General features: G+C 47.1%; 22 protein-coding genes. 16 read left to right on the top strand and 6 right to left on the bottom strand.

The features are described from left to right. The first annotated feature begins 186 nt into the window (after positions 1-186). The 7 genes from H6F98_RS03660 to H6F98_RS03630 all read left to right on the top strand — a co-directional run bounded on the left by H6F98_RS03660 (position 187) and on the right by H6F98_RS03630 (position 7012). Positions 187-1599, top strand: coding sequence for a sensor histidine kinase (locus H6F98_RS03660; protein WP_192217309.1), 1413 nt, complete (start codon positions 187-189; stop codon positions 1597-1599). Positions 1600-2256: 657 nt separating this feature from the next. Then, positions 2257-3180 carry a cation diffusion facilitator family transporter gene (locus H6F98_RS03655; RefSeq protein ID WP_199348266.1) on the top strand — a complete coding sequence of 308 codons (924 nt, stop codon included), beginning with the start codon at positions 2257-2259 and terminating at the stop codon, positions 3178-3180. An 84-nt stretch (positions 3181-3264) separates the two neighbouring features. Further along, positions 3265-3957 (top strand): PEP-CTERM sorting domain-containing protein, encoded by a 693-nt coding sequence (locus H6F98_RS03650; RefSeq protein ID WP_192217307.1) that lies wholly within the window; start codon positions 3265-3267, stop codon positions 3955-3957. An 84-nt stretch (positions 3958-4041) separates the two neighbouring features. Next, positions 4042-4461 (top strand): hypothetical protein, encoded by a 420-nt coding sequence (locus tag H6F98_RS03645; RefSeq protein ID WP_192217306.1) that lies wholly within the window; start codon positions 4042-4044, stop codon positions 4459-4461. 88 nt (positions 4462-4549) lie between these two features. Then, the gene (locus H6F98_RS03640) at positions 4550-4783 is read left to right on the top strand and encodes a hypothetical protein (RefSeq protein ID WP_192217305.1); all 234 of its coding nucleotides are present in this window, start codon (positions 4550-4552) and stop codon (positions 4781-4783) included. Positions 4784-5007: 224 nt separating this feature from the next. Beyond that, entirely contained in the window at positions 5008-6798 is a 1791-nt protein-coding gene (locus tag H6F98_RS03635) for an alkaline phosphatase (RefSeq protein WP_192217304.1), read from the top strand. 76 nt (positions 6799-6874) lie between these two features. Beyond that, positions 6875-7012, top strand: coding sequence for a hypothetical protein (locus tag H6F98_RS03630; RefSeq protein ID WP_192217303.1), 138 nt, complete (start codon positions 6875-6877; stop codon positions 7010-7012). A gap of 221 nt (positions 7013-7233) precedes the next feature. Here H6F98_RS03630 and H6F98_RS03625 read toward each other — a convergent pair whose 3' ends face one another. Then, positions 7234-7827, bottom strand: a complete 594-nt coding sequence (locus H6F98_RS03625; protein ID WP_192217302.1) for a Uma2 family endonuclease — start codon at positions 7825-7827, stop codon at positions 7234-7236. Between the two features lie 72 nt (positions 7828-7899). After that, complete coding sequence (locus tag H6F98_RS03620) at positions 7900-10098, bottom strand: phosphoketolase (protein ID WP_192217301.1); 2199 nt, start codon at positions 10096-10098, stop codon at positions 7900-7902. A gap of 188 nt (positions 10099-10286) precedes the next feature. On the opposite strand from H6F98_RS03620, the gene H6F98_RS03615 reads away from it, so the two are divergent. The 3 genes from H6F98_RS03615 (at position 10287) to H6F98_RS03605 (ending at position 14714) form a co-directional block, all read left to right on the top strand. Next, entirely contained in the window at positions 10287-11690 is a 1404-nt protein-coding gene (locus tag H6F98_RS03615) for a cytochrome P450 (protein ID WP_192217300.1), read from the top strand. 7 nt (positions 11691-11697) lie between these two features. Further along, complete coding sequence (locus tag H6F98_RS03610; protein ID WP_192217299.1) at positions 11698-13095, top strand: cytochrome P450; 1398 nt, start codon at positions 11698-11700, stop codon at positions 13093-13095. A 236-nt stretch (positions 13096-13331) separates the two neighbouring features. Then, positions 13332-14714, top strand: coding sequence for a cytochrome P450 (locus H6F98_RS03605; protein WP_192217298.1), 1383 nt, complete (start codon positions 13332-13334; stop codon positions 14712-14714). 64 nt (positions 14715-14778) lie between these two features. Here the strand turns inward: H6F98_RS03605 and H6F98_RS03600 are convergent, their stop codons facing one another. Then, positions 14779-15207 carry an anti-sigma regulatory factor gene (locus H6F98_RS03600; RefSeq protein WP_192217297.1) on the bottom strand — a complete coding sequence of 143 codons (429 nt, stop codon included), beginning with the start codon at positions 15205-15207 and terminating at the stop codon, positions 14779-14781. Positions 15208-15443: 236 nt separating this feature from the next. Here H6F98_RS03600 and H6F98_RS03595 point away from each other — a divergent pair, with 236 nt between their 5' ends. After that, positions 15444-16589, top strand: coding sequence for a PP2C family protein-serine/threonine phosphatase (locus H6F98_RS03595; protein WP_192217296.1), 1146 nt, complete (start codon positions 15444-15446; stop codon positions 16587-16589). 30 nt (positions 16590-16619) lie between these two features. On the opposite strand, the gene H6F98_RS03590 is transcribed toward H6F98_RS03595, so the two are convergent. Next, complete coding sequence (locus H6F98_RS03590; RefSeq protein ID WP_192217295.1) at positions 16620-16946, bottom strand: STAS domain-containing protein; 327 nt, start codon at positions 16944-16946, stop codon at positions 16620-16622. A gap of 415 nt (positions 16947-17361) precedes the next feature. On the opposite strand from H6F98_RS03590, the gene crtO reads away from it, so the two are divergent. Next, entirely contained in the window at positions 17362-19056 is a 1695-nt protein-coding gene (gene crtO / locus H6F98_RS03585) for a beta-carotene ketolase CrtO (RefSeq protein WP_192217294.1), read from the top strand. 86 nt (positions 19057-19142) lie between these two features. On the opposite strand, the gene H6F98_RS03580 is transcribed toward crtO, so the two are convergent. Further along, positions 19143-19391: a hypothetical protein gene (locus H6F98_RS03580; protein WP_192217293.1), complete on the bottom strand. Its 249-nt coding sequence runs from the start codon at positions 19389-19391 to the stop codon at positions 19143-19145. Positions 19392-19499: 108 nt separating this feature from the next. Between H6F98_RS03580 and H6F98_RS03575 the strand changes: the two genes are divergently transcribed. Both H6F98_RS03575 and H6F98_RS34360 read left to right on the top strand, forming a co-directional pair. Then, positions 19500-20789, top strand: coding sequence for a DEAD/DEAH box helicase (locus tag H6F98_RS03575; protein ID WP_192217292.1), 1290 nt, complete (start codon positions 19500-19502; stop codon positions 20787-20789). A 21-nt stretch (positions 20790-20810) separates the two neighbouring features. Continuing rightward, positions 20811-20990: a nucleotidyltransferase family protein gene (locus tag H6F98_RS34360; RefSeq protein ID WP_313929791.1), complete on the top strand. Its 180-nt coding sequence runs from the start codon at positions 20811-20813 to the stop codon at positions 20988-20990. Here H6F98_RS34360 and H6F98_RS34355 read toward each other — a convergent pair. Next, positions 20911-21072: a hypothetical protein gene (locus H6F98_RS34355; protein WP_313929792.1), complete on the bottom strand. Its 162-nt coding sequence runs from the start codon at positions 21070-21072 to the stop codon at positions 20911-20913. The two genes, H6F98_RS34360 and H6F98_RS34355, sit on opposite strands and share 80 nt — an antisense overlap. On the opposite strand from H6F98_RS34355, the gene H6F98_RS03565 reads away from it, so the two are divergent. Together H6F98_RS03565 and H6F98_RS03560 are read left to right on the top strand one after the other, a co-directional pair. Beyond that, positions 21071-21322, top strand: coding sequence for a DUF433 domain-containing protein (locus tag H6F98_RS03565; RefSeq protein ID WP_192217291.1), 252 nt, complete (start codon positions 21071-21073; stop codon positions 21320-21322). The genes H6F98_RS34355 and H6F98_RS03565 overlap by 2 nt on opposite strands. Continuing rightward, positions 21306-21674 (top strand): DUF5615 family PIN-like protein, encoded by a 369-nt coding sequence (locus H6F98_RS03560; protein ID WP_192217290.1) that lies wholly within the window; start codon positions 21306-21308, stop codon positions 21672-21674. Before H6F98_RS03565 ends, H6F98_RS03560 begins: the two co-directional genes overlap by 17 nt. Positions 21675-21706: the final 32 nt, after the last annotated feature.

Raw genomic sequence — 21706 nt, 5'->3', positions numbered from 1 at the left:
GTAGGGGTTGAAAAAGTTACTGTTTACAGGAAGAAGAGAGACTGACTGCACTTAAAAGTGCATACGCTACATCCCACCTTTGAAAGAGGTGGGCTTTGCTTATTTTTCTGTAAGTAAATGAAGGTGCGATCGCTCTTTAATTCATTCATCGCTACGTGGCTGTCGATTTAGCTCAAGGAGATTCCTATGCTATGTGTTGAAGACTTGGTAAACCTAGACCCGTTTCAACGGCTTCCCCAAGAGCGATTAGAGTGGGTCTGTGAACGCGCCCAAACTGTTGAACTTCGTGCTGGGAAGATCCTGGTGCGTGAAGGAGAAGTTTCCTGTGGCTTGTTTATCCTGGTTGCTGGTCAAATGAGCATTACCCGCCGCAGTGAAGGCATTGATATCCCTGTGGGGCAACATGAAGCACCATCTTTCTTTGGTGAAATTACAGCCCTGACCGATGAACCTGTGCCGGTGACGATGCGGGCAGTAACAGACTGTAGAATTTACAAAATTGAGGCAGATGACTTCCTCAAACTACTGCATGAATGTCGCGATTTTGAGCAAATGGTATTTCGCATCGTACAGCAACGGACTCGTGGACTAGAGTCCTTCATTCGCGGACGTGAAAAGATGGCAGCGTTAGGGACACTTGCTGCTGGATTAGCTCATGAACTCAACAATCCAGCCGCCGCCCTCGTTCGTGCCTTGCGGGAAATGCCAAGTGCCGTCCTGGAACTTCAACGGATGAACTTAGTTTATGGACAACGCCAAGTTGAACAAGCGCATACTCAGCATTGGTTGCAGGTGCGCGATCAAGGCTATGAGGCGATTCTCAACGATCGCGTAGACTTCGTAACCTTGAGCGATCGCGAAACCGTTCTGCTGGACTGGCTGGAAGACTATGGGGTGAAGCAGGCTTGGAAACTGGCAGAGCCGTTAGCGGAAGGTGGCATTGAGGTCGATACCTTGAATCAGCTCATGGAGCGTTGGCGCAACGACTCCACTGAGATGCGGGAAATAGGATTGCACTGGCTAGCGCTCTCATTTGAAGTGATATCGATGATTAAACATGGTTTGCGCGGAGCGGAACGGATTTCCGAACTGGTGCAGGCAATGAAGTCGTACTCTTACCTGGATCAGGGTATTCAGCAAGAGGTTAATCTGCATCAAGGGTTAGAAGATACGTTGCGGTTGTTTGCTCACAAACTCAAGTGCGGCATCCAGGTTCAACGTCATTACGACCAACAGGTTCCGAAAATCCTTGCCTTTGGTAGCGAACTCAATCAAGTGTGGACAAACTTAATTGATAATGCGATCGATGCGATGGATGGCAAGGGACTGCTTGAAATTACGACTCATCTGCACGATCGCTTTGTCCACGTGGACATTACTGATTCAGGATGCGGCATTCCGCCTGAGATTCAAACGCGCATTTTTGAACCCTTCTTCACCACCAAATCAGTCGGACAGGGTTCTGGGCTAGGGTTGGAAACGGCACGGAGGATTGTGGAGAATCGCCACCAGGGAACGCTCTCGTTTGAGTCGAAACCGGGCAGAACCTGTTTCACCATTTGCTTACCCTTGCCAAAGATCGCTCTCGATCACGCTTAGCCGCTCGGCTAAAAGGGCAATAGAATCGACAGCGATCGCCTTCAAGGAACCTATTACTAATGTTCCAGGTAGCTTCAACTACTGGCTAGCCGAGAAATGAGCGCCAACAACTTAAATTTGAAAAAGTGATTGCGCTTCTAGAATCTATAGACTACGGCAAATAATAGAAAATCCTGTTATTGCATTCTTTTTTATAGTTGATAACACGTGTGTAGAACCTAGAGAGAGCAAGGAAAACAAAAAAGTTGATAGCTGACGACTTTCTGCTATAAGTGCAAACCATTCGTGGAGTGCATATTTGCTTAAGCTATTAACAGCAAAGGCTTTTATTTAGTATAAAAATAATTTTACTCAACCATATTATTCTATGATTTTTTGGTGAAATTAATGTTTTTTCTCTGCAAAATAACCAAAATTCCAGATAATTATTTTCGTCTCTTTAATACTCTTTATATTAGATTTAACCGGAAAATAGTAGTTTCTTAATGTCAAGGTCATTTAATATGCATGGATGTTCAGGGATACCATGTAAAGGCAAAACATTAAATGACGCTTCTGCTTGAGGGGCATTCCAACAGATATCGCACTACTGCTATACGCCCCTGCTGTGATTTTTCATATTTAACCGATACGCAAGCTATACAGAGTAGGCAAAAAATGCAACTACTGTGGCTCGCGATCGCTTTACTGAGTAGCCTATTTATAGCGGAGTTGCTAATCGGGCTACATAGTCACAGCTTGTCGTTATTAGCAGACGCGGGACATCTGTTTTCAGATGTAATAGCCCTAGGGATATCACTGCTGGCAACTTGGCTTGCACAGCGACCAGCAACAAAGCAAGCAACGTTTGGCTATCATCGCGTAGAAATTCTAGCGGCGTTGGTGAATGGTTTGGCTTTGCTTACAATTGCAGTTGTCATCGCCAAGGAAGCAGTGGAACGATTTCACTCTCCTGAACCTGTATTAGGCTTGCCAATGCTAGTAGTGGCGGGAGTTGCTCTGGCGGTAAACGGTATCAACATTGCATTACTGCACAAAGCCAGCCGTAACGATCTAAACATTCGAGGTGCTTTCCTCCATGTTTTGGTAGACACCGCAAGTTCTGTGGGTGTCATTCTCGCTGCCTTGGTCGTTTACTTGTTCAACTGGACTTGGGTGGATGCTGGAGTCAGTTTACTAATTGTCTGCTCAGTCAGTTTCAGTGCCTTCCCCCTGGTTAAGGACAGCCTAGAAGTGCTGATGGAGTATTCACCTCGCTCAATTGACCCGACTAGGGTAGAAGCAGCGATTAAAGGATTTGAGGCAGTTTGTCAAGTCGAAAAGCTACATATCTGGACAATTAGTTCGGGTCAAGTAGCATTGTGTGCTCATCTTACCGTCGATGCGATCGGTGGTGGAGAACGCGATCGCTTAACAAAGCAGCTACAAACCCACCTTGAGCAAGAGTTTGATATTCGTGAATCAACCTTGCAGCTAACTCATCGTAATTCTACTGAGGTTATGGAACTCCACCCTTTATTGAGTGGCAATTTAATCACCCAGTTAACCCGAAAGAATGGAGACTATATCGATAAATTCTAGACACATCAATGATTGAGTAATTGTTCCCCTTCGTACTCTTTTAATCCCTAACCTATGCGTTTCCATCTTCCTATAATTCTTGGATTGACAACCACAGCTGTATTTTCCGCACAGCTAGCTGTTCAAGCCCAGACGGCTACCTATCAGGTTGAGTCTGGTGTCACCAGCCTCAGTATTGATGAAAGCGCCTTGGAGGTGCTAGAGTCTCTCGGTTTGTCATTCAACTCAGCAAACAACACAGTCACCCCAGCAAGCGGCTTTGACTTCGGCTTTGACATCCTTCCCCGCAGTTCAACGTTTCTGGGTACTGACTTCACGTTTAACTACGACGGGGCAACCAGTGTTCTTAGCCCCTTAAGTGGTGCAATTGAACACGTCGGTAGCTTGGTTTTTGACGTAGACACGGAACAACTAACTCTGTTCTCTCCCCTAGAAATTGGCAACTTCTCCATCGGGTTTGATAACGGTTTCTCCATTAGAGATACTTTCACAACTGGACTGCCGCTATTTGACTTAGCCCTAAATGCTAATCCCGTGCTAGAAGATAACAAGGATTTAGAGATTGCTAATGTAGACGTGCTGCTGTCGCAGGAATTTGCCAATTTACTCACCAACTATGTAGGTTCTGACTTAAGCGAACAACTAGCAGGAACGGTAGTTGGACAAGCTCAAATCAGTGCCAATGTTAGCAAGGTTCCCGAACCGGGCAGTGTAGTGGCAATTTTAGTAGCAGCAAGTTCGGTGGTGGCTTTCCGTCGTCGGCAGAAAGCTGTGTGAGGGAAAGGCGTTTCCTTGATAACTATGGGCAGTCTGCACAAAATTTTGAGCGTATTTTCGCTCTCTATTAGCCTAAGTGCGCTTATGGCTTTAAACATGGCGCTACCCTCTTCTGCTTGGGCTGAACCCCGACAGGAAGCATTTGTCCTCAGTGCCCAAGGTAGTCAAAACTTTGAAGCTTTGATGCAGCAGGCAGAATCTATTGCCCTTGAGTTTATTGAACAGTCATTTGCTGAAAGTCCTAGTGTTACGGAAGTTTCTGTGATGATTGTGGGTGAATACAATGGGCAGGAAGTGCCGTTATTGTCTTCTCGTGTCTCTCGTTCCAGTTGGCAAGCAGAACCTAGACTTCATGCTTGGACTCAGTATTTCGGGAGTGCTGAGATACTGCTTGGCTTCATTAAACCCCAACAACCGATTGCAACAGCATCAGCAGCACCTGTTCCCGCCTTCGATCCAGTTGGCGCCTCAATGACGGACAGAGAACCGAATTTCTACGAATGATTCGTTATCCGCTAGTTAAGTTTAGGCGTAACGAATCAAACATCCAACAACTAGCTCAACCTATCTGAATTTTTTTAGAGGCATCACCATGATTTCACTCAAGAGAAGACCTTTGCGGCGCGTCGCTTGGTTTGTTGCAGGTCTGTTATGTACGCTTTTGTTTGCTTTGCCTTCTGTTTGGCAACCTGCAACTGCTATTAGTAGCAGCAACCGTGTTGAAACAGTAAAGCATTTTGACACGAAGGCTAAGTTAGCGGCTTGGAGCAATCGGGCGTTTGAGGAATTTGCTGCCTCTCACTTAGAGCCTAACTTTTATCAATGATGCGATCACTCTTGAAAATGGGGATTAGGGACTAGGGATTGGAAACAAACTTTCATCGTTTCGTTGTGTATGAAAGTTCATGATGTCTCTTGTTAGTCTTCGCCCCCTTCACCGATGAGAGCTAAAAGCTGATTGCTGAAAGCTGACTGCTGATTGCTACATGACTCACGGCAAAATCTGCCGCTTGCAAACAACTCAACCAAGATTATTTTAAGAGGCACTGTATGATTCCGTTGCTTGGAAGGCACTTACGGTGGCTAGCTTTGCTATGTGCTAGCCTATTTTGTACGACTTCATTCGTGTTAGGGCTGCCAACACCGTCTGCGTTAGCTGCTAACGGCAATAACACGAATGTCATCCTCATGATCGGTGATGGCATGGGCTGGGAGATGGCTCGTGCAGCAGCAATCGCCAAAGGGACTCCGTTGTACAACAGTGGCAAAGGCAGAGGTCTGAGCTTTCAAAACCTGTCGGGCTACACCTTTGCTACTACCTATGGAACAACCATTCCTGGTGCAGATGGCGTTTACAGCACAGGGAACTCAGCCCTAGATAATTCCAATCTTGAAACAGGACAAAGTCCTGTACGCCCTGGTTTTTCCTTTAATCCTCTACCCTTCAATCCTGGCACTACTCCCACTGGCGGTAGTACCTCTGGTGGTAATCTTGTCGGTTACGACCCACAGCGAGGTGGCCCAAATCCCTGGACTCCCATCAGTCCCACACAAGCGGCTGCTAATGGGTTTGATAACGAGTACATCAAGTTCAGCTATCCTGACTCTGCCAACACAGCGACAACGCTTTACACCGGGGTCAAGAGCTACAACAATGCGATCGCAGTAGATGTTTTCGAGAGAGATTTGGTCACAATTCGGCAAATTGCCGCTGAACAAGGCAAATCTACGGGCTTGGTTACGTCTGTGCCGATTGACCATGCTACCCCCGGTGCGGCGGAAGCTACCGTTAACCGTCGCTCCAAGTACGATAACGATTTCCCTGCCTTAGACAACATTCTGCAAGAGGCTCTGCGAATCTACCAGCCTACGGTGTTATTGGGTGGCGGTCATCCCCTTGATTTTGAAAATAGAACCAACGTGGGTCCTGTTTATCAATACACCTACATCAAGGAGTCAACCTACAACGAACTAAGTTCAAAGCCCAACAATAACCGCTACGGCTACACCTTCTTAGAGCGTGGACCTGATGCCGCCCAGAAGTTGCTTGATACAGCGAGGGGACTTGAACCCGAATCAGGCGATCGCTTATTGGGATTGTATGGCGCTCGTGGACAAAACGGTAACTTACCAACCAGTTCAGCAAATGGTGACTACAGCAATACGGGGTTAGACAACTTCTCCGTATTCTCTACACAGGGTCAAAACCCGGATACAGTTCGCCCGCTATCTCCTGGTGAAACGGATGCTCAGTTTATTGCCAGAGAAGTTGCAGAAAATCCCACACTGGAGGATTTGACCAATGCAGCTCTTGAAGTCTTGAGTAAGGATAAAGATGGCTTCTGGCTGATGGTTGAAGGCGGCGACATCGATTGGGCTGCTCACGACAACAATATCGACAACCTAATCGGCACAATGAACGACTTCGACAAATCTGTCCAAGCCGTGATTGATTGGATCAATCAAAATGGTGGCTGGCAGAAGAACGTCCTTATCGTCACGGCTGACCACGACCACTACCTCACTTTAAATGACAACTTCCCTCAGTTATTGGCACAAAAGGGTGCCGAAGCGCTCACCAATGAGGACAATCCAGCCGCAGCGGGACACTTCTGGGGTTCTGACCCGAATGTTAAGTATGGTTGGGGTAGCCACACCAATCGCATAGTGCCTGTGTATTTCCAAGGTGGAAAATCCACGCTTTCAAACTACATCGGCGACGGCTACAATGCTTATGGCTTTGATGTTCCGGGTGTCTCCGGTGCTGTGGATCAAGTCCATATTTTCCAGGCGATGAGAGACGCAATTACTGGGCCTGGTAGAAGCGCTGCAAGGCGTTAGGTATGAATGAAGGCTAGGAATTAGTTTTAAACAAGACGCTGGTGATTGCCTAAGTGCTTAACCAGCGTCTTGTTTAATGAATTGGATAATCAGAAATGCGATCGCGTTTCATCTTGGGCTAAAGCAAATAAAAGATAAAGATAGAATTGACAATATCCAGCTACAGCAGGGTAAGACGAGGACGACTCAGCGAGTGACGATTGAGCTGTATTGAGCTGTAGTGATCATATAACATTTTCAGTAATGAATAAAGCTCTACAGGATTTAAGTCTTCACTCCAGGGATCGTCTGTATATGCCACAGCAAAAAAGAATATTAATAAGCTGTTCATCATTTAAAGCTTATTGTCAATAATTACAGAATCCTTGTAGTGCGACCATCTTGGTTGTTACTGATACCCAATTTAAATGCGTGACAGCTTACTCATCTATCTTCCTACTGTCGAATTGCATTGAGAAACTCTGTCATCGCCTCAAGCTGTGAGGGCATTAGTACACAGCGTACCAGCAAGTCTAAATCTAAATCTTGCAGGAACTCGCTACGGGAAATAAGTTCATAGTCTTCTCCACGAAAATGGTATAGAGAAAGTTTGTTATTTTCCCAAAACCAAACTTCAGCAATCTTCAATCGCTTATATTTTTCTAGTTTCTTAGTATTGCCACTAGTAAAAGCTACTTCGATAGCAAGATCGGGATGTTCTTTTCTTTCTCCGATGTAATACGACTGATCTGGCTCAAATGAAGTCCCTTTAACTTCTGACTCACGAGTTGCACTGCCTACAGGAATAAACTCAATTCGCCTTTCTAGAAAGTAGAGTCCTAGCAACAAACCAATAATAGTTTTAATAATTTCATGGTCTTCACCAATCGTCATCAGTTCCACACACCCATCAAGACAAGATACTCGTACACCTGGCACCTCTGCCATCAAGCCTTGAATCGCCTTGAATTGCTGCCAACTGTGACGACCCGGTAAGACAAAACGTTGTGCGTTAACAGAGATAATTTCTTCTATAGATTGTGCCGTCATAGGTGTAGCGCTCCTACTTTCTGATGACTAGCCCCCACCCAGCCGAAACTAGGCAGGGGCATCACCTCCAGCTTAATGTACTAACTCGATCGCACGTTTTGCCAAAGCTTCAGGTGACAACCCGTTAAACTCCATAATCTGACCAGGAGTAGCAGTAGTTTCACCTCGCTTCCAAGCGAAAACATCCCGTTTTGCACTACTCCGCAGCATCAAAGGTTCCAGCATCCCAGCGGCACCGCCAGTCACACCGATTAAAGCATCACCGCCAAACATCGTTTCAAATCCAGCATCATCCAGGAAATCACCATCCGATTCGGAAGCCGCTTCCCATAAAACATCAGAGGGACGGTAGAGGCGGCGAGGACTGATTACAGAGACAATCCGAACACCAATACCTTGAGAAGCAAGCTGTTTAGCCGCTTCAAACACTGGGAGGAGACTCATATCTCCCACTACGGCAAAGACAACTGTCTTCTCACCTGCTGCCTCATGCAAGACAATGCCACCATCCTGCAGTCCCTGACGGGCTTGCTCAAAGGTGGTGTAGATGGGTAAGGGAGATTTGCTGGCAGTGATAATGATGCCTTTGTTCTTGGTACCTAATGCCCACTCAAACGCTACTTGGATGCTATTGGCATCAGGGGGAAAGATGGGGAAGATATTGCCGTTACGCATCATCGCTGCCAGATAGGCTTCAATTTCCGGGCGTTGGTGCGTCCAACCGTTACGTCCCTGTTCCAAAGCCCCTGCGGTGAATAGGCAAATATTAGAAGGTGTTGGGCGACGCAATTCTGCCATCGCCTGAGTTACTGTCTGCCAAATCGGTAAGCCATTAATCGCAAAGGCTTCGTAGGAACACCAGAGACTGCGCCCTCCCATCAGGGCAATCCCAGATGCTAAACCTGCACAGGCATCTTCACTTAGCGGTTCATACACTCGTCCTGCTGGACTTTGGAAGTAGCGATCGTCTGTGGTGGGGTGGAGGATTTGCAGCGCTTTGTTGATGTTAGCAATCCCAGAGGCTTCGTTCCCATCAGCGTTGGTGACGATAAACGAGGTGTCATGCAGTCCCACTGCTCCAACGATCGCACCCATTGCTGTAGTGGCGACTTTTTTCTCACCCCCGACTGTGAATTCTTCCAGAGGAAGTTTACCGAGTTCTGGAAGCGCTCGCACTTTTTCTGTAACGGCAACCCGACTAGCGGAACCTCCACCAGCGCGTTCAAAATTAGTCCGCACCAGTTCCCACGCTTCAGGAGTCAGCGCACGGACTTTCAATGCCCCTACAATATCCTCACTCTCTAAGGTGTGATGGGCATAGAGGTTGTGAGATTTTGCCCCCCGATCATGGACACCTGCACCTTTGAGTTGTTTGATAATCAACACAGTCAAGGTGCCACCAAGGGCAGACTTCGCCGCTTCATCAGCCGCATTGAGAACCGCTTTGGTGAAGGCAAGCCGCTGTTCAAAAGAGAAAGCCGTGCTATCGACATAATCACCTGGCTGATTGGCATCATCATAGTCCTTAGCATTAACTAAGATGACATTTTCAAACCCGTTACCCCGCCAGTACTCAATCATCTTTTCGTTGGACTGGGTGGAAACCATGCTGTGGTGTTCTTGGCTAAAGCCATTCCACACCAGCACAGGCAAGAAGTTCGTCACACTGGGAAACGCTGTGTGGAAGTGAGCCATGCTACTCATCACATAGGGTTCGCCAATCCCACCATCACCAATAGTGAAGGGGAAGAGGGTGCCGTTGTTGAGTAAAGCCGCCGACATCGCGAAGTGCTGTCCTTGTCCTAAGGGACCAGCAGGCGAGAGAAGTCCAGGGATTTGACCAGAAAGGTGACCCAAAAGCCCATCTTGTTCCCGGAAGCGATCGCACAATTGCTGTACTGTTGAAATTCCCATATCCTCTAACGAACGGTCGAGGAACATGGCACTATAGAAGCCTGGAGCATGATGTCCGACTTCTGTCAAGATGTTTTTGTAACCCAACATTACCAGAGCTGCATAAGCTTCCGCCTGACTAGCAAAGCCTCCCGGATGTCCTGATGATTTACTAGCCGTAACGTGCAATATCAAGTAGCGTAGGGCATCAGCCGCCAACAGGGTTTGAAATACAGCATTTTCGTCATTGGGATTTGCGATCGCCTTTTGTCCTTGTGCGATCGCACTTTCCTTGCCAAACGTCTCAAATCCCGGCAATGCTTCACCAAAATACTGAATTCCCTCACAAAAGCTAGGGGCTTGGGTAACAGTGGTCATAATCTCAGATACCTCTTCAAATAACAGCGTCCCTGAATTAAAGGATTGGCTTCAATTAGGTAGATCGTACAGTCTGGCAAGTCTAGAAAGACGCTTCCAAGGACATCACCAGAGATTAGTAGCAATGAAATATCTTATCCATTAGATTGAGAGCACTCTCACAACCTCGTTCGCTGAGGCTAATTGTTATGGCTAATACAAAACTGCCTGATGGTCCGCAGCAACCACGATTGTTGCAACTAATCCAGTGGATTGCTGACCCCTTGAGCTACCTGGATGCCTGTGCCAAACGATATGGAGACGCCTTTACGTTACGGCTAGCCACCTTTGAACCAATCGTCTTCCTCAGTGATCCAAAGGCAATTCAGGAGATTTTTACCGCCGATGCCAAACAGTTTGACTCCGGTCGGACAAATGGGATTGTACGCCCGTTGGTAGGGGAGCACTCCCTCTTATTGCTAGATGGCACTCACCACCAGCGGCAGCGGCGTTTGTTAATGCCTCCGTTTCATGGGGAACGGATGCACTCCTACAGTCAAATCATTTGTGAAAGTGCCAAGCAGGTGCCGAGTCAGTGGACGATTGGCGAACCCTTCGAGGTACGCGCTGCCATGCAAGATATTACCCTAGAGGTAATCTTACATGCCGTGTTCGGTCTGCGCGAAGGAGAGCGTTACCAACAACTAAAGCCACTCCTAGCGGCAATGCTGAATCTGACTGACTCCCCCCTAAGCTCAAGCCTGTTGTTCTTTAAGTTCCTGCAACAGGATTTAGGTGCTTGGAGTCCCTGGGGACGGATGATGCGGCGCAGGCAGCAAATTTACGACCTCCTCCAAGCCGAGATTAATGAGCGCCGTAAACAACCAGAACTTACTGGCAACGATGTTCTCAGTTTAATCATGTCGGCTCGTGATGAAAATGGTCAGCCGATGACAGATGCGGAGTTGCAAGATGAGTTGATGACGCTCTTGGTTGCAGGTCATGAGACTACCGCCACAGCCTTGGCATGGGCGTTTTACTGGATTCATACGCTGCCGCTGGTGCGTGAAAAACTGCTCAGCGAACTGGATAGCTTGGGAGATGACCCAGAACCAATGGCGATCGCCAAACTGCCCTATCTTAGTGCCGTTTGCTCAGAAACGCTGCGGATTTACCCAATTGTCCCCTTTGCTTTCCTGCGAGTACCCAATTCAGCCGTGCAAATTATGCAACACCACTTTGATGCCAATACAAAGTTGGCGGCTTGTATTTACCTGACCCATCATCGGGAAGACCTATATCCAGAGCCAAATCAATTTAAACCCGAACGGTTTATCGAGCGTCAATTTTCTCCTTATGAGTACTTGCCCTTCGGTGGAGGTAATCGACGCTGCATTGGTCTTGCTTTAGCCCAGTTGGAAATGAAACTGGTGCTTGCTACCATTTTGTCAAAGTATCAGCTAGCTCTAACAGATTCCAATCCTGTGAAACCCCAACGTCGGGGTCTTACGATTGCTCCCACTGGTGGCATCCGAATGGTCTTACAGGGTCGGCGTTACTCTAAAGAACAGACATCCCAGAAAACTATCAGCTCTGTGTCAACTACTCCCTAAATAACCGATGAAACTGCCTCCTAGTCCGTCAGCTCTACCTTTTGTGCAGATGCTTCAGTGGATTGCTCGCCCGATGGCATTGATGGAAGCCTGTACTAGGGCGTATGGCGACATATTCACATTGCAGATAGGTAAGGACTTTGCTCCTGTAGTGTTTGTTAGCAACCCCCAAGCGCTTGAGGAGATTTTGAGCAATTCCCAGCATTTTGATGCCCCCGGTGAGTTTAACGAAATTTTCCAGCCCTTTCTAGGAAAGCACTCGGTGATAAGCCTAAGCGGCGCACGCCACCAGCGTCAGCGCCAGCTATTAATGCCGCCATTTCATGGGGAACGGATGCGAACCTATGGACAGCTAATTGGGGAGGTGACTGAACAAGTCATGACACAGTGGAGCCGTGAGCAGCCCTTCTGCGTTCGTTCTTCGACACAAGCGATCGCATTGCGGGTAATCTTGAAAACCGTATTTGGTCTGGATGAAGGTTCACGCGGTCAACAACTGGAGCAATTTCTCAGTGCCTTGCTAGAAGAGACAAGTTCTCCCTATAGTGCTGCGATGCTTTATCTTCCAGCCCTACAACGGGATTTAGGTCCACTGACTCCTTGGGGCAAATTTCTGCGCCGCAAACAGCAAACTGACAAACTCCTCTATGAGGAAATTCAGGAACGTCGAGAGCATTTTGACTCATCTCGGACAGATATCCTTAGCTTATTAATGGCAGCTCGTGACGAAGCGAGTCAGCCAATGATGGATGTAGAATTACGTGATGAGTTGATGACGCTGTTGGTGGCTGGTCACGAAACGACGGCAACTGCCTTGGCTTGGGCATTGTACTGGATTCACAAGTTGCCATCGGTGCGCGAGAAGCTGATACAGGAACTCGATAGTCTGGGTGATGACTCAGACCCTAGTGCCATTTTCCGACTGCCCTACCTGAATGCCGTTTGCTGTGAAACCCTGCGGATTTACCCAGTTGCGATGCTAACATTCCCACGGATGGTGAAAGTCCCAGTATCACTAATGGGTTATGACTTTGAGCCAGGGACAGTGGTGATTGGCTCGATTTATCTGACGCATCGCCGGGAGGATTTATACCCCGAACCGGAGCAGTTTAAGCCAGAGCGCTTTTTGGAACGTCAATTTTCGGCTTATGAGTATTTGCCGTTTGGTGCTGGTGCTAGACGCTGTATAGGTTTAGCATTTGCCCAGTTTGAAATGAAGGTGGTACTGGCTAAGATACTGTCCCGTTTTGAACTGGCACTGGCAGACAATCGTGAGGTACGACCAACTCGTCGAGGTTTAGTCACAGCACCATCTGGCAGCATCCGGTTCGTGGTGACAGGTGAGCGCCAAGACAAAGAGCGTGAAGCAGAACTAGCCCGTTCGCGTAGCCTTCCCGTAGGGTAGAAAATCCCAGAAAGCGGCGCGAAGCCCACTTCTTCAAGCAAGGGGCGGCAGGGTCATTCCATCCGCCCTTTGTGTTTGTTGTTTGTTAAAGAATATAAATAACTAATAACCAACAACAACTAACAGTTTCATCAAGACCTTAAAGCGTGTGTGAAGATGAGTCCACATTGACGGCGAGGTCGTTATGCTGAAAGAGCATTCTACTGAATACTGTGTAAACGTTTCACTAATCGCTCATGAGACTGCCCGACGGCCCTCGTACACCGTCTTTGCTACAGACGATTCAACTCATTGCTCAACCCACTGAATTTCTAGACGCTTGTTACGAGCGCTATGGAGACCCCTTTACCTTGCGGGTACTCGGTTTAAATTCGCCACCAGTAGTCTTTTTCAGTCAACCTCAGGCGATTCAAGAGATTTTTGCTGTTCCTTCATCAAAGTTAGACTTTCGTAAGGCGACTCATGTATTTGAGCCACTAATGGGAGAACAGTCAATCATTTTGCAGGAAGGACGAAGCCATCAGCGTCAGCGTCAGTTGATGATGCCGTCCTTTCATGGCGATCGCATGAGAAGTTATGGTCAGCTAATTTGTGAGATTACTAAGCAGGCAACAGCACCCTGGACAATAGGTTCCTCTTTTTCTATGCATAAGGTGATGCCAGAGATTACCCTCCAGATTATTCTGCGGGTTGTCTTTGGTATCAATCCAGGTCCGCGCTATCAGCAGTTAGAAAAACTCCTGAGTTCACTTCTGGAAGACGTTACCAGTCCTTTATATTCCAGTCTGTTTTTCTTTCCGCCTCTACAACGAGATTTAGGCGCATGGAGTCCTTGGGGGCAGTTCCTACGGCGTCGTCAAGAAATTGATGCTCTGATTTATGCTGAAATTAGCGATCGCAGATCAACCTACGATGAGTCTCGTACAGATATCCTCTCACTGCTCATGTCAGCCCATGACGAGAACGGTCAGCAGATGAGTGATGTTGAGTTACGCGATCAGTTAGTCTCCCTGCTACTACTCGGTTACGAAACTACAGCCGCTGTCCTAGCGTGGGCGTTTTACTGGATTCACTCCTCACCGTCTGTACTCAAGACGCTGCAAGAAGAACTGAATTCTCTAGGAAATCCCTTAAATCCAGACGCTTTAGCGCAACTGCCTTACCTCACTGCTGTTTGTGCCGAAACCTTGCGTATCAACCCAATTGCTTTAATTTGTACACCTCGGAGGACTTTGGAACCTTTGCCGTTGGCAGGTTACCATTTTGATGCAGGTGTAATTCTGATTCCTTGTATTTATCTTGCTCACCAACGTTCAGAGACGTTTCCTAATCCCAAAGAGTTTAAGCCAGAGCGCTTCCTCAATGAAAAATTTTCGCCCTATGAGTATTTCCCCTTTGGTGGTGGTTATCGAGGCTGCATTGGAGCTGCATTTTCAATGTTTGAGATGAAACTAGTAATAGGCACAATATTGTCCCGTTGTCAACTATCCTTAACAAGGCAACATCCCGTGCGACCAATACGTCGAGGGATTACGATTGTTCCTTCTGGAGGAGTCTCAGTTGTTATGACTAGCGAGCATCCAGCCAAAACTGTTCAGCCTGTGCGAGGTAAGGAGTGAGAAGCAATAATTAAAAATTAAAACACCTACCATAAAGATTTGAAGTTTTTACGCCGTTTTCCCATCAAATCTCCTGATAGCGCTTCACAATCAACAGACAATTGCGGTTGTTATTTGTACGGGTATAAGTGATCTTGTCTGCGATTTTCTGCAAAATGGCGATACCGCGACCACCTCCCGCCTGCTCATCTACGAGTCGATCCAATTTCTGAAGACGCTGTTCTAAATCAAAGGGTTGTCCTTGATCCCAGATGCATATCTCTAAATGTTCAGGAAATAGAGTGACTTCGAGATCGATGGGAACGTCAGGTGAGAGGTTTTTATGGGCATGGCGAACCGCATTGGTAAAACCTTCCGCCAAGGCGAGTTGGCACTGTAACCAAACTTTCTTGGGAATAGACGGTTGTTCGAGTTGGTTAAACCAGGATAAAACCTCGTCTAACGCTTTAAGGTCTGTGAGAACTTGCTTTCTCGATTTCTTCAGGTCCTTCAACTGTTCAAAGCCTTTTACATCAACAACACCAAAACCTAGTCATAAATGCACCCATACACTGTAGAACATCTCAGTCTAGCCTGAATTTAATCCCTGTTTTAGGATTGATACCTTAACCTAGAGACTTGTACCACTTCCTACTCATTAAACTACACGCAACTGAATCCAGTTGCCGCCCTCATTGTCATAAGAGTGCATCTGCAATCTCCAAGAGTGACTTGTAGTACCTCGATCCCATGAACCAAATTCTGATTATTGATGACGACCCAGCTATTCAGATGTTGTTGAAACGAACACTTCATAACCAGGGTTATGAGGTTACCGTTGCCAGCGACGGTGAAGAAGGTCTAGAACAGGCACGACAGTTACGTCCGGGCTTAGTGATTTGCGATTGGATTATGCCACGCATGAACGGACTGGAGGTCTGTCGCCAAGTTAAAGCAACGCCTGAACTTTCAACGACGATATTTATTTTACTGACCTCTCTGGGTTCAGTTGAAGATCGGGTGAAGGGATTGGATGCTGGCGCAGACGACTTTCTGTGCAAACCTATCGAAATGCTTGAATTGAAGGCGCGAGTACGAGCAAACTTGCGGTTGCATGAAGCTAGCCACGAGTTGCAAGCTCAGAAACAATTGTTGGAGGCGGAACTCGCTGAAGCGGCTGAATATGTGCGTTCAATTCTGCCTGACGAACTGACAGAACCGCCAGTGACGATTGATGCGCGCTTCATTCCGTCACGGCAGCTAGGAGGTGATGGCTTTGATTATTATTGGCTTGATCCAGAGCATCTGGCAATTTATCTCTTGGATGCAGCCGGACATGGTTTGAGGGCAGCGCTACCCACACTTTCGGTGTTGAATTTGCTGAGGTCGCGAGCGCTTCCGAAGATTAATTACTATCAACCCAGCGATGTGCTGAGGGGATTAAATGAAACGTTCCAGATGACTCAGCGCAATGATAAGTACTTCACCATCTGGTACGGGGTATATAACCGGGTTAAGCGTGAACTTGTCTATTCTAGTGCTGGACATCCACCCGCTGTATTGCTGAGTGGGAGTCCAACAACAACGTCGTCCCTGGAAGTAAAACGCTTGAGAACGATGAGTTTACCCGTTGGCATGTTTCCGGATGCCAGTTATGTTGATCAATGCTGCGAAGTCGCAAAATCTAGCACCCTGTATATTTTTAGTGATGGGATTTACGAGATTAATCAAGCGGATGGCACCATTTGGGGACTCGATCCATTTATTCAGCTACTACTAGACTGTCGAAATAAGAGTAGCTCTAATCTAGAACAAGTGTTGCATTCCCTCAAATCTGTGAATCCCAAAGACTATTTTGATGATGATTTGTCCTTGCTAGAAATCAACTTCGATTAATTATCTTCCTTAGGCAAGAGGAATCTTGCCTTAACTTTTGGCAATAACAGTGTTATCGAAGTCTTCTCGCGTTGGAAAAATTTCAAAAACACGATCCATGCTAGTCAATTCAAATAACATTTTTATTTGTTCATTGACTGAGCAAACAAAAAGCTTGCCTCCGGCAGCACGAACTGTCTTCAGTGCCAGGACAAGCGCCCCTAAACCTGAGCTATCCATGAACGTAACATCTTGGAAATCAATCAATACGATATCGACATTAGATTCCACAAGATTACTAATCTCTTGACGAAATTGACCAGCTTTTGTTCCGTCTAAGATGCCAGAGGGTCGAACAACTTCAACAACAGGATTCATACTACTATAGGCTTGCTAGTTACACAGAACGTCTAGACTTTGCCAGTATAGCTGTGGCAATTAGTTTCAGCCAGACTGATTGGGCTTATTTGACAGCAATTTTATATTAGCTTTTAGGTAATGAAATAGGTGGATGGCGGATACAGAGTGTATTTTAGGATTTTGACATCAATATATTTATCGAGATAATTTTATAAATTTAACTTAAAGGCTTGCCAAAGCTGGCTGTTTTTGGCATAGCTCCAAAAAGGGCGATCGCATCATAGCCCTAGCATTAGTGAAGACTCAGTGTTTCTACCCCTCGCCTAGTCTCCCTAAATACAATCTCCTTCCCCTGATAGACCAGATGTCCGTTTTCATTTCTTTACAATGCAGGAAGTTACTAGGTTGTAGATAGTAGAACTTTATTAGATACATGCAAGCTTACGATGTCATTATTATTGGCGCGGGTCATAATGGTCTGGTCTGTGCTTCCTACCTGCTGAAGGCAGGTTATAGTGTCCTGTTACTCGAAAAGCGTTCTGTCCCTGGCGGGGCAGCAACGACCGAAGAAGTCATGCCAGAGGAAGCACCGGGTTATAAGTTCAACCTCTGTGCGATTGACCACGAATTTATTCACTTAGGACCTGTTGTTGAGGAACTCGAACTGGAAAAGTACGGGTTAGAGTACCTGTTCTGTGACCCTGTTACTTTTTGCCCTCATCCAGATGGGACTTATTTCTTTGCTCACAAGTCGGTGGAAAAGACTTGCGCTGAGATTGCAAGATTTAACGAACGTGATGCCAAAAAGTATGCAGAATTTAGTGACTACTGGGAGCGCGTTATCAAAGGCATTACTCCCGTCTTTAACGCTCCACCCAAATCAATTTTCGATATCGCAGGCAACTATGGCTTGAAAAACATTCAAGACCTTTTGTCACTCATGGGTGGCGTTGATAAGGCACTGGACTTGATACGCACCATGCTAACCAGTCCAGAAGATATCCTGAACGAGTGGTTTGATTCCGAGTTTGTCAAAGCCCCACTAGCAAGACTCGCCGCTGAATTAGGCGCACCGCCTTCCCAAAAAACCATTGCGATTGGAGCAATGATGATGGCGCTACGTCACAACCCTGGTATGGCGCGACCTCGTGGCGGCACTGGCGCACTTGTTCAAGCCTTATTAAAGCTGGTTAAGAGCAAAGGTGGTGTTGTCTTAACAGACCAACACGTCGAGCAAGTTTTAGTAGATGATGGTCGTGCTGTCGGGGTGAGGGTAGCTGGAGGGAAAGAGTATCGCGCGACGAAAGGCGTAATTTCCAATATTGATGCCAGACGCTTATTCCTGCAAATGGTTGACCCGGCTGATCTGGCTTCCGCAGACCCCAATCTACGCGATCGCGTAGAGCGACGTATCGTCAATAACAATGAAACAATCCTCAAGATTGACTGTGCATTATCAGAGATACCGCGCTTTGAAGGCTTCGATCACAAAGATGAGTACCTGATTGGTTCTGTACTGATTGCTGATTCTGTGGCTCATGTTGAAGAATCACACTCTTTAGCAACAATGGGGCAGATTCCTGACTCTAACCCTTCAATGTATCTAGATGTGCCAACAGTTCTAGACCCATCGATGGCACCAGATGGGAAGCATACACTCTGGATTGAGTTCTTTGCGCCTTATCAAATTGCTGGGGCAGAAGGAACAGGATTGAAGGGTACAGGTTGGACCGATGAGTTGAAGAACAAAGTCGCTGACCGAGTGATTGATAAATTGGCAGATTACGCACCGAATGTTAAAAATGCGATTACGGCTCGTCGTGTGGAAAGTCCAGCCGAATTGGGAGAGCGGTTGGGAGCCTATAAAGGCAACTATTACCACATCGACATGACGCTCGATCAAATGGTTTTCTTCCGTCCTTTACCGGAAATTGCGAATTACAAGACACCGATTGATAACTTATACCTAACAGGTGCAGGGACTCATCCAGGTGGTTCAATTTCTGGAATGCCAGGGCGTAACTGTGCTCGTGTATTCCTAAATACTGAGCAGCCAATTGCTCAGAAGGTGAAAGAAGCAGGGAATGCTCTCAAATCTCTGTTGACATCACCCTTTAATCGAACATAGCGGTTCTTTCTCACTTGTGCGTGGTACAGTTTTAACCTCTTTCCTACAAGGATATTGCTTGCGAATCAGGAGTAACACCCCTCACTTCAACGAAAAATTAATGCTTTCGGCTGGCGATCGCCTTGTTTAGCTTGCCTAGTAAACCCTGTAAATTCGTTGGAGTGAAGAGTCAAACTCACCATTCGCCAGCAGTATCCTACAAGGGCTAGGGTGAGGGCGAAAGGGCTAATGTATGGGCAAATGCTAGGCGATCGCCAACTTTCTCTCGATGAAGAGCCATAATTTCTGTTATGATGAATCGAAAGCCAGTACATTCCGGTCTGTTGCTGGCGCATTGGAAAAAGCTCATTCAAGCTATCCAACTGAATTACAAATTTCCTGCTCTTAGACTGGCCCCAGGCACTTGATTTGGGATAGGGGCACCACTAGGAGTAATTACATCCATGACATTTCGTAACCTCGGTCTTTCGACCGACCTACTTCGTGCTGTTGCTGACTCTGGCTACACGGAACCAACCCCCATTCAGCAGCAAGCAATTCCCGCTATTCTGCAAGGACAAGACGTTTTCGCCAGTGCCCAAACGGGAACAGGAAAGACGGCTGGATTTACCCTGCCTCTACTGCAACTTTTGGGCACCACCAACCCTAATAAGGTGCATCGCACACCTCGCGCCCTCATCCTCACCCCCACTCGCGAACTAGCAGATCAGGTCAACGATAGTGTCAAAACCTATGGCAAATACCTGTCCCTGAGATCAGCAGTTGTCTATGGCGGTGTCGGAATTGGGCCGCAAATTCAAATGCTGCGTCGGGGGATTGATATTCTAGTCGCCACACCCGGACGCTTGCTCGACCACCTTGGACAAAAGACCGTAGATCTCTCCCAGATAGAGATATTGGTGCTGGATGAATGCGATCGCATGTTAGACATGGGCTTCATCCACGACATCCGCAAAATCTTGGCGAAACTACCTCCATCTCGGCAAACGCTGATGTTTTCTGCCACATTCTCTAAAGAAATCCAGCAACTTGCCAACACTTTGCTAAAGTCTCCAACTCAGATCGAAGTGGCTCGCCGCAATACCGCCGCAGAACAGGTAGAACAGGTAGTTCATCCTGTTGATCGCGATCACAAGCGAGAACTGCTTTCTTATATGATCGGGTTCCACAACTGGAAACAGGTGCTGGTCTTCACCCGCACAAAACATGGTGCCAATCGTCTCGCCGAGCAGCTTGCTAAAGATGGACTGAAAACCGCTGCAATTCATGGCAACAAAAGTCAGGCAGCCCGCACCCGTGCCCTGCAAGACTTTAAGCAAGGGAAAGTGCGTGTATTAGTTGCCACCGATGTAGCATCACGGGGTCTAGATATCGATCAGCTCCCTCACGTCGTCAACTTTGAACTTCCTAACGTACCAGAAGATTACGTGCATCGCATTGGTCGCACAGGTCGCGCTGGCAACGAAGGACGCGCTGTTTCCCTGGTCTGTAGCGATGAATATCCACTTCTGAAGGACATCGAACGGTTGCTCAATCAAACTCTTGCCAAAGAAGTGATTCCAGGATACGAGCCAACATCAATTGCCCAACCTCAGGCAGAGCAACCGAAGCCTCAGCGATCGAATCAACGTCGCAGTAACCGGGCAAAGCCCCAGACACCATCGGCACCAACCCGCACCCAAAAGCCCACAAAAGCAGGGAATCGCCCTCGCAAACGCCTCCACACGGCTTAATCCCTCGGCGATTGCTGCCTAGTGAAGGCGAGATCCCGGACTTCTTTAAGAAGTCCGGGAGCTAAACCGCTAACTCACAACTCAAATAGGATTGCTCTATATTTACAGGCGATCGCATTTCTCAATCTCCCCAACTGGTGGTTGGCGGGTGGTGCGGTACGAAATACAGTTTGGCGATCTCACCAGATGTTGATTCGATAGCACAAATTAGCGATCGCGGCTTATCAAGTGCTAGGATTTCATCAACTAGATTTTCATCAACTAGATTCAGTGAACTCGTCATGAAAATCCAACAAATTCTTGACCGTCAAGGGATTGTTCATAGCGATCCAGAAATTATGAGCGGAGTTCCTGTCTTTGTTGGCACACGGGTTCCCTTACAAACCTTTTTTGATTACCTAGAAGGTGAATCAGGTTTAGCTGAGTTTCTGGAAGACTTTCCCCATCTGAAAATACCAGCCTTGCAAGTTTTGGAAGCGATCGCAAAAGCGATGCTAAACCAGGAGCGAGAAGCTAGTGCTCATTCTGCTTGATGAAAACCTGCTCAGCAAAAAACTGAAAAAACCGTTCCTAGATGTCGGGCACACCGTGCAAAATGTGGAAGATATGGGCTGGCGCGGCACAAAAGATCGAGAGCTTTTAGCCCTAGCAAATGTATTTCCATTTGATGTTTTCATCACATCTGACAAAAACTTACCCTACCAGCAAAATTTGCAAAATCTAGCGTTGCGGGTTGTAGTACTCAATGCCAGCAGTACCCGCCCCGATCATCTACTGCCCCTGATCGTGCAAATCATCCCTCTGCTGCAATCCTTAGTTCCTGGCTCCATAACGTTGATTGATGATGCAGGTGATATAACTCTTTTTAACTTAAGCAATATTTGACTTTCCTGAATCAACCAAGTGAAGGCGATCGC

Source organism: Microcoleus sp. FACHB-SPT15 (assembly GCF_014849525.1).
GTDB lineage: Bacteria > Cyanobacteriota > Cyanobacteriia > Cyanobacteriales > Coleofasciculaceae > Symplocastrum > Symplocastrum torsivum.
The sequence above is the reverse complement of the archived record's forward strand: the minus strand, read 5'-3'. Positions and strand labels throughout refer to the sequence as shown.

Bases quoted from the DNA above. Each gene is read 5' to 3' on its own strand.
- H6F98_RS03630 (WP_192217303.1), top strand. From the start codon at position 6,875: ATGAATTGGATAATCAGAAATGCGATCGCGTTTCATCTTGGGCTAAAG.
- H6F98_RS03565 (WP_192217291.1), top strand. From the start codon at position 21,071: ATGAAAATCCAACAAATTCTTGACCGTCAAGGGATTGTTCATAGCGAT.
- H6F98_RS34355 (WP_313929792.1), bottom strand. From the start codon at position 21,072: ATGACGAGTTCACTGAATCTAGTTGATGAAAATCTAGTTGATGAAATC.
- H6F98_RS03605 (WP_192217298.1), top strand. From the start codon at position 13,332: ATGAGACTGCCCGACGGCCCTCGTACACCGTCTTTGCTACAGACGATT.
- H6F98_RS03625 (WP_192217302.1), bottom strand. From the start codon at position 7,827: ATGACGGCACAATCTATAGAAGAAATTATCTCTGTTAACGCACAACGT.
- H6F98_RS03645 (WP_192217306.1), top strand. From the start codon at position 4,042: ATGGCTTTAAACATGGCGCTACCCTCTTCTGCTTGGGCTGAACCCCGA.
- H6F98_RS03615 (WP_192217300.1), top strand. From the start codon at position 10,287: ATGGCTAATACAAAACTGCCTGATGGTCCGCAGCAACCACGATTGTTG.
- H6F98_RS03595 (WP_192217296.1), top strand. From the start codon at position 15,444: ATGAACCAAATTCTGATTATTGATGACGACCCAGCTATTCAGATGTTG.
- H6F98_RS03660 (WP_192217309.1), top strand. From the start codon at position 187: ATGCTATGTGTTGAAGACTTGGTAAACCTAGACCCGTTTCAACGGCTT.
- H6F98_RS03640 (WP_192217305.1), top strand. From the start codon at position 4,550: ATGATTTCACTCAAGAGAAGACCTTTGCGGCGCGTCGCTTGGTTTGTT.
- H6F98_RS03590 (WP_192217295.1), bottom strand. From the start codon at position 16,946: ATGAATCCTGTTGTTGAAGTTGTTCGACCCTCTGGCATCTTAGACGGA.
- H6F98_RS03610 (WP_192217299.1), top strand. From the start codon at position 11,698: ATGAAACTGCCTCCTAGTCCGTCAGCTCTACCTTTTGTGCAGATGCTT.
- H6F98_RS03655 (WP_199348266.1), top strand. From the start codon at position 2,257: ATGCAACTACTGTGGCTCGCGATCGCTTTACTGAGTAGCCTATTTATA.
- H6F98_RS03580 (WP_192217293.1), bottom strand. From the start codon at position 19,391: ATGCGCCAGCAACAGACCGGAATGTACTGGCTTTCGATTCATCATAAC.
- crtO (WP_192217294.1), top strand. From the start codon at position 17,362: ATGCAAGCTTACGATGTCATTATTATTGGCGCGGGTCATAATGGTCTG.
- H6F98_RS03635 (WP_192217304.1), top strand. From the start codon at position 5,008: ATGATTCCGTTGCTTGGAAGGCACTTACGGTGGCTAGCTTTGCTATGT.
- H6F98_RS03575 (WP_192217292.1), top strand. From the start codon at position 19,500: ATGACATTTCGTAACCTCGGTCTTTCGACCGACCTACTTCGTGCTGTT.
- H6F98_RS03620 (WP_192217301.1), bottom strand. From the start codon at position 10,098: ATGACCACTGTTACCCAAGCCCCTAGCTTTTGTGAGGGAATTCAGTAT.